12 protein-coding genes are annotated in these 14,251 nt (G+C 69.8%); 6 read left to right on the top strand and 6 right to left on the bottom strand.

What is annotated here, in order from left to right; all coding sequences use genetic code 11:
• The first annotated feature begins 105 nt into the window (after nt 1-105).
• Nucleotides 106-858, top strand: a complete 753-nt coding sequence (locus SY2F82_RS29540) for an FkbM family methyltransferase (RefSeq protein ID WP_200422221.1) — start codon at nt 106-108, stop codon at nt 856-858.
• A gap of 52 nt (nt 859-910) precedes the next feature.
• A complete protein-coding gene (locus SY2F82_RS29535; protein ID WP_200422220.1) occupies nt 911-1,465 on the top strand; it encodes a DapH/DapD/GlmU-related protein in 555 nt (184 codons plus the stop codon).
• Here the strand turns inward: SY2F82_RS29535 and SY2F82_RS29530 are convergent.
• The 4 genes from SY2F82_RS29530 to SY2F82_RS29515 all read right to left on the bottom strand — a co-directional run bounded on the left by SY2F82_RS29530 (nt 1,443) and on the right by SY2F82_RS29515 (nt 5,760).
• Nucleotides 1,443-2,585, bottom strand: coding sequence for a glycosyltransferase (locus SY2F82_RS29530; RefSeq protein ID WP_200422219.1), 1,143 nt, complete (start codon nt 2,583-2,585; stop codon nt 1,443-1,445). The two genes, SY2F82_RS29535 and SY2F82_RS29530, sit on opposite strands and share 23 nt — an antisense overlap.
• Nucleotides 2,585-4,198, bottom strand: a complete 1,614-nt coding sequence (locus tag SY2F82_RS29525) for a GNAT family N-acetyltransferase (protein ID WP_200422218.1) — start codon at nt 4,196-4,198, stop codon at nt 2,585-2,587. Before SY2F82_RS29525 ends, SY2F82_RS29530 begins: the two co-directional genes overlap by 1 nt.
• 198 nt (nt 4,199-4,396) lie before the next feature.
• Complete coding sequence (locus SY2F82_RS29520) at nt 4,397-5,095, bottom strand: WbqC family protein (protein ID WP_200422217.1); 699 nt, start codon at nt 5,093-5,095, stop codon at nt 4,397-4,399.
• Nucleotides 5,092-5,760: a PIG-L deacetylase family protein gene (locus tag SY2F82_RS29515; protein ID WP_200422216.1), complete on the bottom strand. Its 669-nt coding sequence runs from the start codon at nt 5,758-5,760 to the stop codon at nt 5,092-5,094. Before SY2F82_RS29515 ends, SY2F82_RS29520 begins: the two co-directional genes overlap by 4 nt.
• A 464-nt stretch (nt 5,761-6,224) precedes the next feature.
• Here SY2F82_RS29515 and SY2F82_RS29510 point away from each other — a divergent pair, with 464 nt between their 5' ends.
• The 3 genes from SY2F82_RS29510 to SY2F82_RS29500 all read left to right on the top strand — a co-directional run bounded on the left by SY2F82_RS29510 (nt 6,225) and on the right by SY2F82_RS29500 (nt 9,942).
• Nucleotides 6,225-7,655: an O-antigen ligase gene (locus tag SY2F82_RS29510; protein WP_200422215.1), complete on the top strand. Its 1,431-nt coding sequence runs from the start codon at nt 6,225-6,227 to the stop codon at nt 7,653-7,655.
• A gap of 143 nt (nt 7,656-7,798) precedes the next feature.
• A complete protein-coding gene (locus tag SY2F82_RS29505; RefSeq protein WP_200422214.1) occupies nt 7,799-8,977 on the top strand; it encodes a glycosyltransferase in 1,179 nt (392 codons plus the stop codon).
• A gap of 26 nt (nt 8,978-9,003) precedes the next feature.
• On the top strand, nt 9,004-9,942 hold the full coding sequence (locus tag SY2F82_RS29500) for an NAD-dependent epimerase/dehydratase family protein (RefSeq protein ID WP_200422213.1): 939 nt from the start codon (nt 9,004-9,006) through the stop codon (nt 9,940-9,942).
• A gap of 115 nt (nt 9,943-10,057) precedes the next feature.
• Here SY2F82_RS29500 and SY2F82_RS29495 read toward each other — a convergent pair whose 3' ends face one another.
• Nucleotides 10,058-11,569, bottom strand: coding sequence for a lipopolysaccharide biosynthesis protein (locus tag SY2F82_RS29495; protein WP_200422212.1), 1,512 nt, complete (start codon nt 11,567-11,569; stop codon nt 10,058-10,060).
• Between the two features lie 66 nt (nt 11,570-11,635).
• A complete protein-coding gene (locus SY2F82_RS29490) occupies nt 11,636-12,922 on the bottom strand; it encodes a nucleotide sugar dehydrogenase (protein ID WP_200422211.1) in 1,287 nt (428 codons plus the stop codon).
• A 257-nt stretch (nt 12,923-13,179) separates the two neighbouring features.
• Between SY2F82_RS29490 and SY2F82_RS29485 the strand changes: the two genes are divergently transcribed.
• Complete coding sequence (locus tag SY2F82_RS29485) at nt 13,180-14,250, top strand: NAD(P)-dependent oxidoreductase (protein WP_200422210.1); 1,071 nt, start codon at nt 13,180-13,182, stop codon at nt 14,248-14,250.
• Nucleotide 14,251: the final 1 nt, after the last annotated feature.

The following is a 14,251-nucleotide window of genomic DNA, read 5'->3' as shown; positions in this document are numbered from 1 at the left end:
CCCCGGTCGTGCTCACGGAGCGCATCGAACAGCATTCGACTCGACTCACCGACCGCATGCCGGCCGGTGCCCGACACGCTGCGGCATGAGAGGCGGCGATGGACTATGCGTATCTTTCTCGATGTCGGCGGCCACTACGGCGAAACCCTCGATGTCGCCCTGGACCCCCGATGGGCCTTCGACAGGATCTACTGTTTCGAGCCGGCCGAGTCCTGTCGTCGTATCCTGCGCGGCTTCCGCGACACCCGACTGGATATCGTGCCCGCCGGGCTGTCCAACAGAACCGGGAAGACGACCCTCTACGGCACGGGCCTGCTGGGGGCGAGTGTGTACGCCGACAAGAGGCAGCTCGACTCGCACGTCCGCTCAGAGACCATCGCCCTGGTGAAGGCGTCGGACTGGCTGTCGCGGAACACGACGCCGGACGACGAGATCTATCTGAAGCTCAACTGTGAGGGCAGCGAATGCGACGTCCTCGAGGATCTGCTCGACAGCGGCCTGAGCAAGCGGCTGAAGAGCGTCTATGTGGACTTCGACGTGCGGAAGATCCCCAGCCAGGCACACCGGCAGGAGACGGTCGAACGACGGCTGCGCGAGCGGAACCACCACTTCGTCACCCCGGACACCCTGTCCGGCGCCAGTGGCAGTCGCGCGGTGAGGAAGTGGCTAACGACCGTGAGCACCCCCCGGAACGCCGGAGCCCCGGCAGCCTTCCGCTACCGGCTCGGCCTTCACCGGCCGCCGTACGTCTGGGCGGCCTCGGTCGCCAGAGCGGCCCTGCCGAGGTCCGTCTACGAGCAGGCCGCCCGACGTGTCGGCGCGCAGGCGCGCAGGCGCGCCAGGGCACATGGCGGCTGAGGCGACCGGAGAGGAAGCAGCAAGCCATGGCGTTGTACAAGGGGCTTGTGCGGTGAGGTGGCTACGCGCATGCGCCAACGTTCCCCCCCGGCTGCGCGGTGCGCGCATCGGAACCGGGGCGTACATCTCGCCCCGAGCGCTCCTCCAGGAGCACTCCCGCATCGCCGTCGGACAGCGGACCCTGGTGGGCCGTCACGTGGAGCTGGTTCCGCAGGGCGGTTCCATCACCATCGGCAGCGACTGCTCACTGAACAACCATGTCGTCCTCTACGGCGCCGGCGGGATCACGGTGGGGGACGGCTGCCGTATCGCGACCGGTGTCGTCATCGTCGCCTTCAACCACGGATACGACGACCTCACCCTCCCGATCCACCGCCAGCCGATCACCGCCCGAGGCGTCGCCGTCGGGGACGACGTGTGGATCGGGGCGCGATCGATCGTGCTGGACGGGGTGACCGTCGGGTCGGGCAGCGTCATCGGAGCGGGCTCCGTCGTCACGCATGACGTCCCCGAGTTCGCCATGGTGGCCGGCAATCCGGCGCACGTGCTGCGTCGTCGCGGCGCGGCGCGGGCGACCGCGGTCGCTACACCGCGACCCGTTCCGTGACGTCGCGGTAGAGACGGCCGAGCTGGTCCAGGTTGGTGGAGAAGGCGTAGACCGCGAGAACCTTCTGTCGGACGGCGGCCAGGTCCTCGGGTTCGGGCGGGGACGCCGTCACCCGGCGCAGCCCCTCTGCCAGCGCGCCGGCGTCCGGCAGGACCAGCACGATGCCGGGCCAGCCGGACACGGCGGCCGGAATACCTCCGACCCGGGTCGCCACGACCGGGACAGCCGCGGACGCCGCTTCCAGCAGGGTTCTCGGTAGCCCCTCGTCCCTCGACGAGATGACGAAGAGGTCGGCACGCGCGTACTCCTCACGCACGTCGTCAACGCCGCGGGCGCCCAGGAACGTGACCCTGCCCGCCAGGCCGAGCCGTTCCGCGAGGGCCGTCAGCCTCGTCCTCTCCGGACCGTCACCGACGATCCGCAGCCGGGCCGCAGGAACCGTCTCGACGAGCGTGGCGAGGGCCTCCAGGAGGATGTCGTACCCCTTGGACGGTACGAGGCGGCCGACCGCGAGGAGGGACGGACCCGGTCCGCTCAGCGGCGGGCTGGTGCGGACGGGGGGATCCTCCCAGACCTGCTGAAGCCGCGGCGGCACGAGAGCGGACGGAATACCTCGCCGCGACAAGGCGTCGGCCATTGACTGGGCCACGACTCTGCGCTCGGTGGCCCGGCGTGCGAACACCAGGACGGCCCGCTCCAGAACCGCCTTCCGCCAGCGGCCGAGAGAGGCGACGGGCAGACCGAGATAATCGCCGTGAACGTCCATCAGCCATGGTCGCCTGACGATCAGTGACACCGTCCAGGCCGCCAGCCACCCCCAGGGCTCCGCGCCGTTGAGGACGACGGTCTCGCCCGCTCGGGCGGCCGCCCGAGCGAGACCCACCCCGAGACGGACGGACTTGACGACCCAGAGGAGGGACCGCGGCCCCGGGCGGCGCGGATGCCGGACGACGTGCATCGAACCGCGGTCGCACCGCAGGTGCGGTCCCGCCCAGATGCACCACGCGTGACCGAGCCGGTCGGCCAGCGCGTTCCACGACCGGAAGTCGGCGGAGTCCTCGATGTCGGGCTGCCGGTGCCCCGAGATGGTCACGACCGTGATGCGCTGCCGTTCCACCATCAGTCCCTTCCGGAGAACGCCGGCCGCCACAGCGACCGCGACAGCCAGGCGGCGGGAGCGACTCCCTGGGCGCTCAGGCACCGGAGCGTCGCGGCGAGAGTCGCGGCCACGGGCCGCGTGTCGAACACCGCAGCCCTTTCCACCAGTTCGGTCCGCGTCTGCCCGCAAGCAGGGACCCGCGCCGCCGCGACGGCCAGCGCGGCCATCCGATCGATGTCACCTTCGGGCGCCACGTACCGGTTTGCCAGCTTTCCCATGACGTCCGAGCAGCCGCCCACGTCGAAGGAGACGCACGGAACCCCGAGCGCCATGGCCTCCAGCAACACGCGGGGGAATCCCTCCTGGCGGGAGGGGACGACCAGGCAGTGCCCCTCGGCGATCGTCCGGACGGCGACGTCGTTCGGCACCCGCCCGGCCATCAGCAGCGGTTCTCCGTCCAGGCGCGGGGCCAGGGGTCCGTCCCCCAGCACCAGCAGCTCGGCTTCGGGCAGCTCACAGCGGATCCGCGCCAGCAGCTGCGGCAGGCGGTCGGCGCCGCGGAGGGGATCGAGACCGTGGACGTAGACAAAGCGGTGCGGAGCCTTGAGCCAACGCCGGACGACCGGCTGCCAGTTCGGCTCCGGCACGGAGGCGACCTGGTCCCGGAGCGCTTCGCCGTTCACGTCGTTGCAGGCGAGCAGCATCCGGTCGGGGTCGAGGCCGTAACGGTCGGCGTACTGGTCGAGGAGACGTGGCGGGCCGGTGACGACCGCGTCGACTGCCCGTCGCAGCACCCACCGGTGGACCACCCGGCCGGCGCGCTCACGCAGACCGAGGCGCGCCCCCGAGACGACGCCGGCGCCGCCCGAGGACCACAGCACCACACGCCATCCGCCCCGGAGCCGTCCGGCCAGCCACAGCAGACCCGCCAGCTTCCAGTGGATGCGGACGAAGACGACGTCGACCCGCTCGCGCCGTGCCCTGCGCACCAGCCGGAGAAACGCTCGCGCCCAGCCCGGGCCCGGGCGCAGCGGCGGCAGGTCCGCCGGGTCGCCGTACCGCACGGCGGTCGCAGTGCAGGTACGTGAGAGCGCGTCGACGAGCCCGGGGACATGTGCCGCGTGCCCGCTTCGCATCCCCGCCGTCGTGAAGAGGTACCAGACGCGCAGCTGCCCGGTGGGGGCCAGCGGTCGGGTGGAGAGCGACAGCTTTCCGGCCGGAGTCGTGCCGGTGAGGCGGAACCCCGCCCGCGCGTACAGCAGGAGCGCCGGCCTGTTGCCGGGATCGCAGTTGATCGTGACGACACCCGACGCCTCGGCGAGCAGGCGGGCAAGCATCCATGACCCGATCCCGGTGCCCTGGTGGTCCGGCGCGACCGCCACACGGTGCACATGCAGGCCGTCCGGCCGCCGCGACGCCACGAGAAACCCGACCGGCCTCCCCGCGACCATGGCCACGAGGCTCAGTCGCCCCTTGCCCGGCAGGGGGCGGGCGAAGTTCTCAAGGGCCCACGGCCGGTCGTCGTAGTGGGCACTCTGCCGGTGCACGCGTTCTTCCAGTTCCACCAGCCGACCGAGCGTGTCCTGTGGTAGATCCGCCAAGCGGCACAGTTCCGGCTCGCGCGGCGTGCTCAAGACCGTTCCCAGGCTGCGGCGCATCTCAAGTCTCCGGGTCGGGTGGTGATTTCGCTCGCCAGACTGCCACGGCGCAGGGCACGGCCCGCTCCGACGAGCCGCCCGGGAAAGCCGGTGCACCCCCACGGCGTATTCACCGCCGTTCGGTCCGACGGACGCGCGGACCGCCCGCCGCACACGAGGCCCCGCTCACCGCGGTCATGAAGCACTGAGCCGGTAACCGGAGAGCAGCCGAGGCAGTTCGGCCGGGTCCAGCCGTGACCAGGCATCGACGGCGGACAGACACGGTACGAACGTCTCGCCGCCCTGGGCGTACAGCGGGTGGTCGAAGTCGAAGAACCTCACGGCGATCCCCTGTTCGGCGAAGGCGTCCAGGTCCAGGTAGTCACGGCCGGAAGGGCCCGACAGGTACTCGTCGGCGCCCGTCGCCCGGCAGAGGCTGACGAGCAGTTCGGTGTTGGACCCCGTAGCGTCGAGCTCGGAGGCGCGGACCATCGGCACCTTGACGTCGAACTGCGCCAGCAGCCAGTCCGCGATGTCGAGATTGAGATCGGCCAGGGAACCACCGGGCGGTGCGGCGTCGATGAGCGACAGCAGGTCTCCGGCACGGTCGGCGCACCGGGTCCCGGACACCGCCTGGGTCAGCCGTCCACGGTAGCGGCGCCGCCAGGAGGGCACCTCACAGATCTGCACATCACGGATCCGCGTGCCGAACGGTGCGGTCACCGGGACGGTCAGCCAGGTGGGCCGGCCGTCCAGCAGGACCCGGTTACGGTTCTGGAAGTAGTTCTTCCGGTACGGCACGGAGTCGAGAACGACCCACAGTTCCGACGCGGCGACCTTGGCCAGGAGACCAAGCCACGGCAGGTGCTCGGGCTGGTGGATGGTGACCCTCATACAAGGACGCCTTCCAGCCGTGAGACCTCGAAGGCCTCGCCGTACCGGGCGCGCATCTCGTAACCGCGGTAGCGGGAGCGGGCCTCGACCCCTTCGATCCACTGCTCGCCGTACTTGGCGTACTCCGACTTGTGGTGACGCAGGGCCTGAAGCTTCTTCTCGATGGTGTCGTCGATGTTGATGTAGAGCTGGGGGCGGAAACCGACGTAGCTGCGCCCCGACGGGGTGATGGGCTCGTACATGACGACGGAGTTGTAGTACCGGCTCGCCGCGATGGTGGCGAGCGCGGTGTTGGCATGGGACCGGTGGGTGTCGAACGGCCAGTGCGTGAACACCATCGTAGGGCGGAAATCGTCGACCACCTTGTTGATCGACTCCACGACCGTCGAGTGGTTCTCCACGTCCTTTGCGGGGAACGACAGGACGTCGACATCCTTGACCCCGAGCGTCGCGGCGGCTTCCCGGCCCTCCTGCACCGCCACGTCCGCCTCGCGGAAGTGGCTCCCGTCGTAACTGGTGTAGTCCGAGGGGCTCATCACCAGGAAACGCACCTGTGCCCCCGCCTCGACCAGGCGGGCGGCGGTACCTCCGGCCGCCAGTTCGATGTCGTCCAGGTGAGCCCCCACGAACAGGCTGCGCTCGAACATCGGGTTACTACAGAACATCACGTCTTCCTCTCGGGAAACGATCGACGACGGAGTGCCGCGCCGGCACCGCGGGACGCCGCCGCGACGGTGGAGCCCGGCCTTCTGGGAGAACTCCGACCCACCCCACCTGCACTGCCACGACCCGGCAGCGTCGTGGCCGTCCGCCCGGTGCACGCGCTGCTGCGGCTCCACGCCGGGCCTCGCGCGGCACCTCCGCCACACCGCCCGGGCGCCCGGGACCACGGCTCCGGCCTGAGCGTCGCAGGGCGGTACCACCAGGCGGCGTCGGCGAGCCGATGCAGAGGCGCCGGTACACTCCGACGGCCCATCAGGCAGGTCGGCTCCAGCGTGCCGACCGCACGGTCCCATGACCTGCGGCCACACTGTGCCCGGTGACACCGCCGAGGACGCACACGAAGCCGCCCTTCCCGCACGGGAGAGCGCATGCGACGCGAACCCTGCCCAGGCACACCGTGCTGCTCATGGTCGGCGCCGCCCTTTCCGTGCCGCTGATCAGCGCGCTCCAGATCACGCATGTGTACCGGTACCTCGGTGTCTCGGGCACGTCCACGCCCGACGGCGCCTCACTGGCGGGCATCGAGAGCCGGGCATGGCTCGGAGCGGCGGCCGTCGCGATCGTGGTCCTGCTCGGCATGCTCCTGCCCCCCGCACTCCTCCTGGCAGGCGCCGTCGTACTGAGCCATGGGCTGGGAATCGCCGCTCTGCGCACCCCACTGGTGGGTCCACTGCTGATCAGCGACGTGTTGCTGCTCATCCACATGCTGCGCACTGCGGCACAGCAGCGCAGGGAAGCCGAACGCAACCCGGCGGTCGGCCTCTGGCTCGCGCTCTTCCTGGGGTGGTCCTTCCTGGCCACGCTCTGGGCAGGGGTGTCCGTCACCCCACTGCTACGGATCGCCGTCTACGGTGCGGTGTTCCTTCTCCTGTCGCGCGGGGGAACGGACCGGAAGCTCTTCTACCGCTGTGTTCTGTGCTACGCCCTCTGCAACCTCGTGGGCGGGGTGGCACTGGGAGGGCAACAGCGGCTTGTCGGGCTGGACATCGGTGATCCCGCCCAGACGGGCGCGCTCCTCCTGGCCGCACTGTGTCCCTTGCTCACCTCCGAACTACGGTTCCGGGGACGGTGGGTCGTCGGCGCGGCGCTCCTTTACGGGATCTTCCTGACACAGACACGCAGCGTGTGGTTCGCCACCGTCGTCCTGTTCGCCGTCTGGGCGCAGCGAAGGCTCTCGGTCTCCAGGCTGGTCCTTCTCCTGATGGGTACCGGGTTGCTGGCGTTGCAGATGCTCGACTCGGTCACGCAGTGGTTGCACCTCAACAGCTTCAGCGCGGTCATCCGCAGGGAGAGCGTCATCAACGGGCTCCGCTCCGGCCTGGAGCACCCCGTCCTGGGCAGCGGGTGGGGCCACGCGTCGTTCGCGGACCACGTCCAGGCATCCGGCTGGCAGGCCGTCCGGCAGTCCTTGCCCTACAACCTCTTCGTGAATCTTTTCGCCTCAGTGGGTCTGCCCGGGCTGCTGGCGTTCGTGTTCTTCCTCTGGGGGCTGCTTCGGCGCCTGGTACGCCGGCGTGATGCACCCCTGTTGTTCACCCTCGCCCTGCTGGCCATGTCGTTGACCGAGATGACCCTGTACTCCGGGTCGATGGCGACGCTGCTCCTCTTCATCTACTCGGGCATGGGGCTCGGCCCGGCGGGCCGGGTGACGGGAGGAACACCGGGAAGCGGATGGAAGCCACCGGGACCAGCCGACCGCGACCGCGCCCCGGCACCGGGCGGCCGCGAGGGCCGCGCGATGACGTCGGCCCCGTGCGACACGCCGGTGGCGATCGGAGGCACTGGACGTCCCGAGATTCGTACACGCCGGCCGGCGGCGCAGGGCGCCAGCGCGTGACCGTGTAGGCCGTAGAGGTGGCGCTCCGCCGGCAGACCGCACGTCGGCGTCACCACCCGGTTCTGCCCTGCAAGCATGAGCTTCCGTCGTGATCTCGTCACAGTGGCCTACCCAGCGAATGGCCAGGAACGCGGTGAGGCTGAATGGTGGTTGCCCGAGGTCGCACGAGCGACGCCGCCCCGTCCCGGATCCGCGTGATGCGGGTCATCGCCCGGATGAACGTGGGCGGTCCGGCCCTCCAGGTCTCCACGCTGATGCGCGGGCTCGACAGCGAGTTGTTCGACCACCGGCTCTTCGCGGGCTTCGTGGGCCCGGACGAGGCCGACTACGTGGAGCAGCGCGCCCCGGACGTCCGGGTCTGCCGCGTGCCCACACTGGGCCGGGCCGTACGGCCCACCGACGACCTGCGCGCGCTGTCCGAACTGACCGCCGCCATGCGCCGGTTCCGACCCCACATCGTTCACACCCACACCGCCAAGGCAGGAGCACTCGGACGTGCGGCGGCCGTGTTGGCGAGGGTGCCCGCCAGGGTTCACACGTACCACGGCCACCTCCTGCAGGGCTACTTCTCGCCGAACAAGACCCGGCTCGTGGTGCAGGCCGAGCGTGGCCTCGCGGCCGTCACCGACCGTTTGGTGGCGGTGGGATGCAGGGTTCGCGACGACCTCTTGGCCGCCGGCATCGGTCGGCCTCGGCAGTACGCCGTGGTGCCGCCCGGCACCACGGCCGCCCCCGCTCCCGGACGCACCGAGGCGCGCAGGCGGCTGGGGCTTCCGGAAGACGGCCTCGTCGTGGCCTACGTCGGGAGGATCACCAGGATCAAACGGCCTGACCGGTTCCTGTCAGTGGCCCGCGACGTGCGTCGCGCCGTGCCGAGCGTCCGCTTCGTGGTGTGCGGGCACGGAGACCTGCACGGCGTTCTGGAGTCGGCCACCGATCTTCAGGGCGCCCTTCACCTGCTGGGCTGGCGCGCGGACGTGGAGACCGTGTACGCCGCAGCGGACATGCTGTTGCTCACCTCGGACAACGAGGGCATGCCGGTCAGCCTGATCGAGGCCGGACTGGCCGGGGTGCCGGCCGTGGCGACGAACGTGGGCAGCGTGGCAGAGGTGGTCCGGGACGGGACGACCGGGCTCCTGACCCGGCCCCACACCGAAGAGCTCACCCGCCGGACCGTCAGGCTCCTCAGCGACGACCGGCTCCGTCACCGGCTCGGGGAGCAGGCACGCGCTGTGACGGCGCAACGGTTCGGGGCCGAGCGCCTGGTGCGGGACACCCACGACCTTTACGCCTCCATCGCCGCTGAGCGCGGCTGGTGGTAGGCCCTCCTACTGAAAGGTGCATACCGTTGAACGTCGTTGTGACCGGAGGGGCCGGGTTCATCGGAGCCAACCTGTGCCGCGAACTGGCCTCCCGTCCCACCGTCGGCAGGGTCGTCGCCCTGGACGACCTGAGTACGGGCAGCGCGGACAATCTCGCGGGCACGGACGTGGAGCTCATCGAGGGCAGCATCCTCGACCGCGACCTGCTCGAGGACGTGGTGGCCGGGGCCGACGCCGTGGTCCATCTGGCCGCACGGCCGTCGGTGCCGCGTTCCCTCGCGGATCCGTTTGCCAGCCATGAGGTCAACGCGACCGGAAGCGTGCGCGTACTCGAAGCCTGCCGTCGCAGCCACACCCACGTGGTCGCTGCGTCGTCCTCGTCGGTGTACGGCTCGATCACCGACCTGCCCAAGCACGAGGGGCTGCCGACCCGTCCGCTCAGCCCTTACGCCGCCAGCAAGCTGGCGACCGAGTCGTATGTGCTCGCCTACGGATCGGCCTTCGGGCTTCCGGCCCTCTCCTTCCGGTTCTTCAACGTCTACGGCCCGCTGCAGCCCGCCGGCCACGCCTACGCCGCGGTCGTCCCGGCCTTCATCGACGCCGCACTGCGCGGTCAACCGCTGACGGTCTTCGGCGACGGCCACCAGACCCGCGACTTCACCTACGTCGGAACGGTCGCCCGGGTGCTCGCCGACGCCGTCGAGCGGAAAGTCACCTCTGCCCGACCGGTCAACCTGGCCTTCGGCACTCGGGTCAGTGTCCTGGAACTCGCCCATCACCTCGCCAAGATCCTGGAGCTGGCGGTGGAGATCCGCCACGAGCCGCCCCGACGCGGCGATGTGCGCGATTCCCAGGCCGACGACGGGTTGCTCAGGAGTCTGTTCGCCGGTCTCGAGCCCGTTCCCCTGGAGCAGGGGCTGGCCGAGACCGTCCAGTGGTTCCGCTCCGTGGTGACGCCCGCATAGCAGCTCGGTCGTGCGGCGCGGCTGGAAGCGGTGCCACGGGCGTCCCGCACCGGGAAGCCGTCGGCCGGACGGCGACCGGCCGCGGAACAGGCGATGAGGCCGTCCGGCGACGGCCTCATCGCCTGTTCCGCAGGATGTTCCGGAAGGTGCCGGTGGCCTTCCCTGCTGCCCCGGCCGGGCCGGGGACGGCACCGTAGGACACCGTTCCGGGCCCGGTCGCGGCACTCAGTCCCGACGTCGGCCTGGTGAGGTGCCACAGCACGACGAACCAGGCCGCCGTGCTCAGAGCCACCAGACCCAGCAGCCCCCACGCCCAGACCAGCGTCCTGCAGGACGTGGTCGCACAGACCTGAGTGACGCCGGCCAGCATCGCGAGCTGACCGACGCCCTCGACGGTGAGGAACACGAGCCTGATCCCCGGGAATCCGAGAGCCGGGGGGAGAACCTTGGACCAGACGACCGCGCCGCGCAGTGCAGCCGCTGCGAGGATCACTACGGCGGCGGCGGACACAGTGGTGTACTCGGGGCCGTACACGACGCCGATCAGCGGATGCAGGAGACAGACGCCGGCGGTCACCGCGACCAGCCCGATTCCTCCGGCGAGCGTGCTGCAGCGCACAGCGTCACGCAGCACCGCCTCGCGGCGCCCCTGGGCTCCGGCCCGTGCCAGACGCGGATAGAGCTGTGACGCGACGGGATTCAGGAAGCTGCCGAAGAGGCGGCCCGGGGCGTTGACGACCTTCAGGTACGTCACCAGGGTGGGCCCACCGAGCAGTCCGGCCAGCAGGGAGACGCCGCTGTCCGAGGCCAGGGACACGGACCCGGCTGCCGAACTCTTCACCAGGAACGGCACAAGGCCCGGCGGCATCGTGACGGGGCCGGCGGCAGGTGGGCCGCACGTGCGGCGCACCTGCCGACAGGCGACCGCCATCAGCACGACCGTGGACACCAGGCCGCTGATCAGGGTGGCCACCAGATAGCCTGCCGTGCCGGACGTGAGCAGTGCCGCCAGCGTCACCAGGCATCCGACGGCAGCGAGCGCCACGCGGAGCGCTCCGAGCAGCGAGAGCCGTTCGGCGATCGCGAAACCGGCGGAAGCGCTGCCGGAAGGTGTGGCCGCTCCGGCTGCCAGCACGGCCGGCACGAGCAGCCAGAGCCGTTCCACGGGGACCCATCCGAGAGCTGCGGCGCCCAGCGCCGCCCCCACCCCCACGACCGTGGTCAGCAGCCCGGCCAGCACGTCCAGAGCGACGAGCCGTCGATACAACCGGGTTCCGTGACCGACGCCGCGGCGCTGCTCCATGGGGACGTACCGCTGCTGCGCGTCCTCGAGGCGCGGATCCCACAGCAGGAACCAGATCGAGGCCATGGACTGGACCAGCAGCACCTCTCCCGCCTTCGTGCTGCCGGCCAGCCGGACCAGGGTCACCGTGGTGCCGAACGACAGTGCCGCCTCGATCTGACTGGCGGCGGTGAGCGAGGAGAATGTCCGCAGATGCCGTTTCCAGGACCGGTACGGTCCCCAGCGCCCGGTCCATGGCCCCTGCGTGCTCCGGCCATGCCTCGCCGGTCGCGCTCCGGCGTCCGAGGGATCCGGCGGGCGAGCCGTCGACGGTGTGGCCCTCATGTGTCGCTGCACCTTCTCGGAGAGCGGGCCGACCGGTTCCCCGGCCCGGGCGGGAGGGGCACGTGGTCACAGGACCTCGACACGCTCACCCCGGCATCGGTTGCGCGTGTCGAACACATACGCTCCGGCCTCCTGGACGAGCGCATAGTCGAAGGCATCGTGGTCGGTGGCCACGACCACCACGTCGGCGGCCCGGATCTCGGCCTCGGTGAGCTCGACCCGAGTGATGTCCGGGGGAACGAGGTACGCGTCGGTGTGCGGCTCGGCGACGACCAACCGAGCGCCGAGGGAGAGCAACGACCGGGCGAGGACCAGCGCCGGCGACTCGCGGATGTCGCCTGTGTTCCTCTTGTAGGCCAGGCCGAGTTGCAGGACGCGGGAGCCCTTGACCGACCTGCCCCGTTCGTTCAGCCCACGAGTGATCCGCCAGACGACATGAGCGGGCATGTGGTCGTTGATGTCGTTCGCCAACGAGATGAACCGGAGGTCCTGCTTCAGCAGCCTCTTCACCTGCCACGACAGATAGGACGGGTCCACCGGCAGGCAGTGGCCGCCCACGCCGGGGCCGGGACGGAACGGCATGAAGCCGAACGGCTTGGTACTGGCGGCCTCGACCGCCTCCCAGATGTCGGCGCCCAACTGCCGTGAGACCATGGTCATTTCGTTGACCAAGGCGATGTTGACGTGCCGGTAGGTGTTCTCGAGCAGCTTGGTCAGCTCGGCGGTCCTGCAGGAGCTCACGGGCACCGTGCGCTCCACGATGTCTCCGTAGAAGCGCTCGACGCTGCGCAGCGACGCCGGGTTAATCCCGGAGATCACCTTCGGTGTGTTCTCCAGGTGCCAGACCGGGTTTCCCGGGTCGATGCGCTCCGGGCTGTAGCCGAGGTGGAAGTCGGTGCCCGCCCTCAGCCCGCTGCCCTCCTCCAGCAGGGGGCGCAGCAGGTTCTCGGTCGACCCGGGGTACGTGGTGGACTCCAGGACGACTGTGGCGCCGGGCGTGAGGTGGGGGGCGACACTCCGACCGGCGCACTCGACGAAACTCAGGTCGGGGACACCCTCCCGCAGCGGAGTCGGCACCGTGATGACGCAGATGTCGAGTCCATCGATCCCGTCGTAGTCCGTGGTGGCGTGGAAACGTCCGCTGTCGGCAGCGGCCATGAGGCGCGCGTCGTCGACGCCCTCGATGTAGGAGTCGCAGGCGCCGAGACGCTTCACCCTCAACTCGTCGGTGTCCACGCCGACGACGGAATAGCCGACTTCGACGGCCCGCACCGCCAGGGGAAGACCCACGTATCCCAGACCTACGACGACCAGCCTGCGACCGTCCGCCTCGCTGCTCTGACGCAACGTCATCACTCCGTTTGTCGAGGGAAGTCGGCATATGCCAGTCCCTATTGACGCACGCGCATCGGTTCCGTTCGGCACATGAGAGACGATGTCCGACCGGCATCACCCTGATTCCGTAACCGGCTAGACGCGCCGAGGGGATCACAAGTCCTGACGTGGTTTCAATTTCCGGTATTCATCGCATAGGTCAACGTTGGCTCGGCAATGCGGTCGAGCTGAGCGGAACCCGAGACCCCACCACCCGACCCGGAGTGACGCCGCACATGGATCGCAGTTCGAAGTACCTGGTGACCGGCGGAGCCGGCTTCATCGGCTCCCATCTCGTGGACGCGTTGCTGGCCGATGGTCGCAGCGTGGTGGTCCTCGACAACCTCACGACCGGAAGACAGGAGAACCTCGCTCAGGCCCGGACGGACACGCGTTTCCGCTTCATCCACGGATCCGTTCTCGACGCGCCACTGGTGGACGAACTCGTAGAGGAATGCGACACGGTCATCCATTTGGCTGCCGCCGTAGGGGTCAAACTCATCGTCGATCAGCCGTTGAGGTCGTTCGTCACCAACACAAAAGGCACCGAGATCGTCATCGAGTACGCCCAGCGATACGACCGCAGGATTCTGATCGCCAGCACCTCGGAAATCTACGGAAAGAACTCCTCCGGACCGCTCGACGAGACCTCCGACCGTATCCTGGGCAGCCCGTCCGTGGCCCGGTGGTCGTACAGCACGGCCAAGGCCGTTGACGAGATCCTGGCCTGTCTGTACCACCAGGAGCGGGGGCTGCGGTCGACCGTCGTCCGGTTCTTCAACACCGTGGGGCCTCGCCAGAGCCCCGCGTACGGAATGGTCATCCCCCGCTTCGCCCGACAGGCGGTTCGCGGAGAACCGCTGACGATCCACGCGGACGGTACCCAGAGACGCTGCTTCCTGCACGTCACCGACGCGGTCGCGGCGCTGCTCCTGCTGCTGCGACACCCGGACTCGGTAGGACAGACCTTCAACATCGGCGCCGACGACGAGATCAGCATCCGCGCGCTCGCCGCCCGGATCATCGCGCAGGCCGGCAGCGTTTCGCCAGTGGAGCACCTGTCGTACGCCGAGGCGTACGGACCGGGCTTCGAGGACATGGAACGCAGGGTCCCCGACACCTCCAAGCTCCGTGCCCTGACGGGCTGGCAACCCCGGCACGGTCTCGGCGACATCCTCGCGGACGCGATCGCGGACGCCCGTGAAGAGTTGCGCGACAGCCTGCCGACCCACGTACCGAGCGCCCCGGAGCAACGTCAACCGGTCAGCGGCGAGTCCGTTGCCGAAACCGCTCTGGCGGGACGGTGAC

Origin of the sequence: Streptomyces sp. Y2F8-2 (assembly GCF_014905555.1) — a bacterium.
GTDB lineage: Bacteria > Actinomycetota > Actinomycetes > Streptomycetales > Streptomycetaceae > Streptomyces > Streptomyces cynarae.
This window is presented reverse-complemented; position numbering and strand designations above follow the sequence as displayed.

Excerpts from the sequence above, each read along its gene's own strand:
- SY2F82_RS29540 (WP_200422221.1), top strand. The coding sequence starts at position 106 with ATGCGTATCTTTCTCGATGTCGGCGGCCACTACGGCGAAACCCTCGAT.
- SY2F82_RS29490 (WP_200422211.1), bottom strand. The coding sequence starts at position 12,922 with ATGACGTTGCGTCAGAGCAGCGAGGCGGACGGTCGCAGGCTGGTCGTC.
- SY2F82_RS29530 (WP_200422219.1), bottom strand. The coding sequence starts at position 2,585 with ATGGTGGAACGGCAGCGCATCACGGTCGTGACCATCTCGGGGCACCGG.
- SY2F82_RS29510 (WP_200422215.1), top strand. The coding sequence starts at position 6,225 with ATGGTCGGCGCCGCCCTTTCCGTGCCGCTGATCAGCGCGCTCCAGATC.
- SY2F82_RS29485 (WP_200422210.1), top strand. The coding sequence starts at position 13,180 with ATGGATCGCAGTTCGAAGTACCTGGTGACCGGCGGAGCCGGCTTCATC.
- SY2F82_RS29505 (WP_200422214.1), top strand. The coding sequence starts at position 7,799 with ATGGTGGTTGCCCGAGGTCGCACGAGCGACGCCGCCCCGTCCCGGATC.
- SY2F82_RS29495 (WP_200422212.1), bottom strand. The coding sequence starts at position 11,569 with ATGAGGGCCACACCGTCGACGGCTCGCCCGCCGGATCCCTCGGACGCC.
- SY2F82_RS29515 (WP_200422216.1), bottom strand. The coding sequence starts at position 5,760 with ATGTTCTGTAGTAACCCGATGTTCGAGCGCAGCCTGTTCGTGGGGGCT.
- SY2F82_RS29520 (WP_200422217.1), bottom strand. The coding sequence starts at position 5,095 with ATGAGGGTCACCATCCACCAGCCCGAGCACCTGCCGTGGCTTGGTCTC.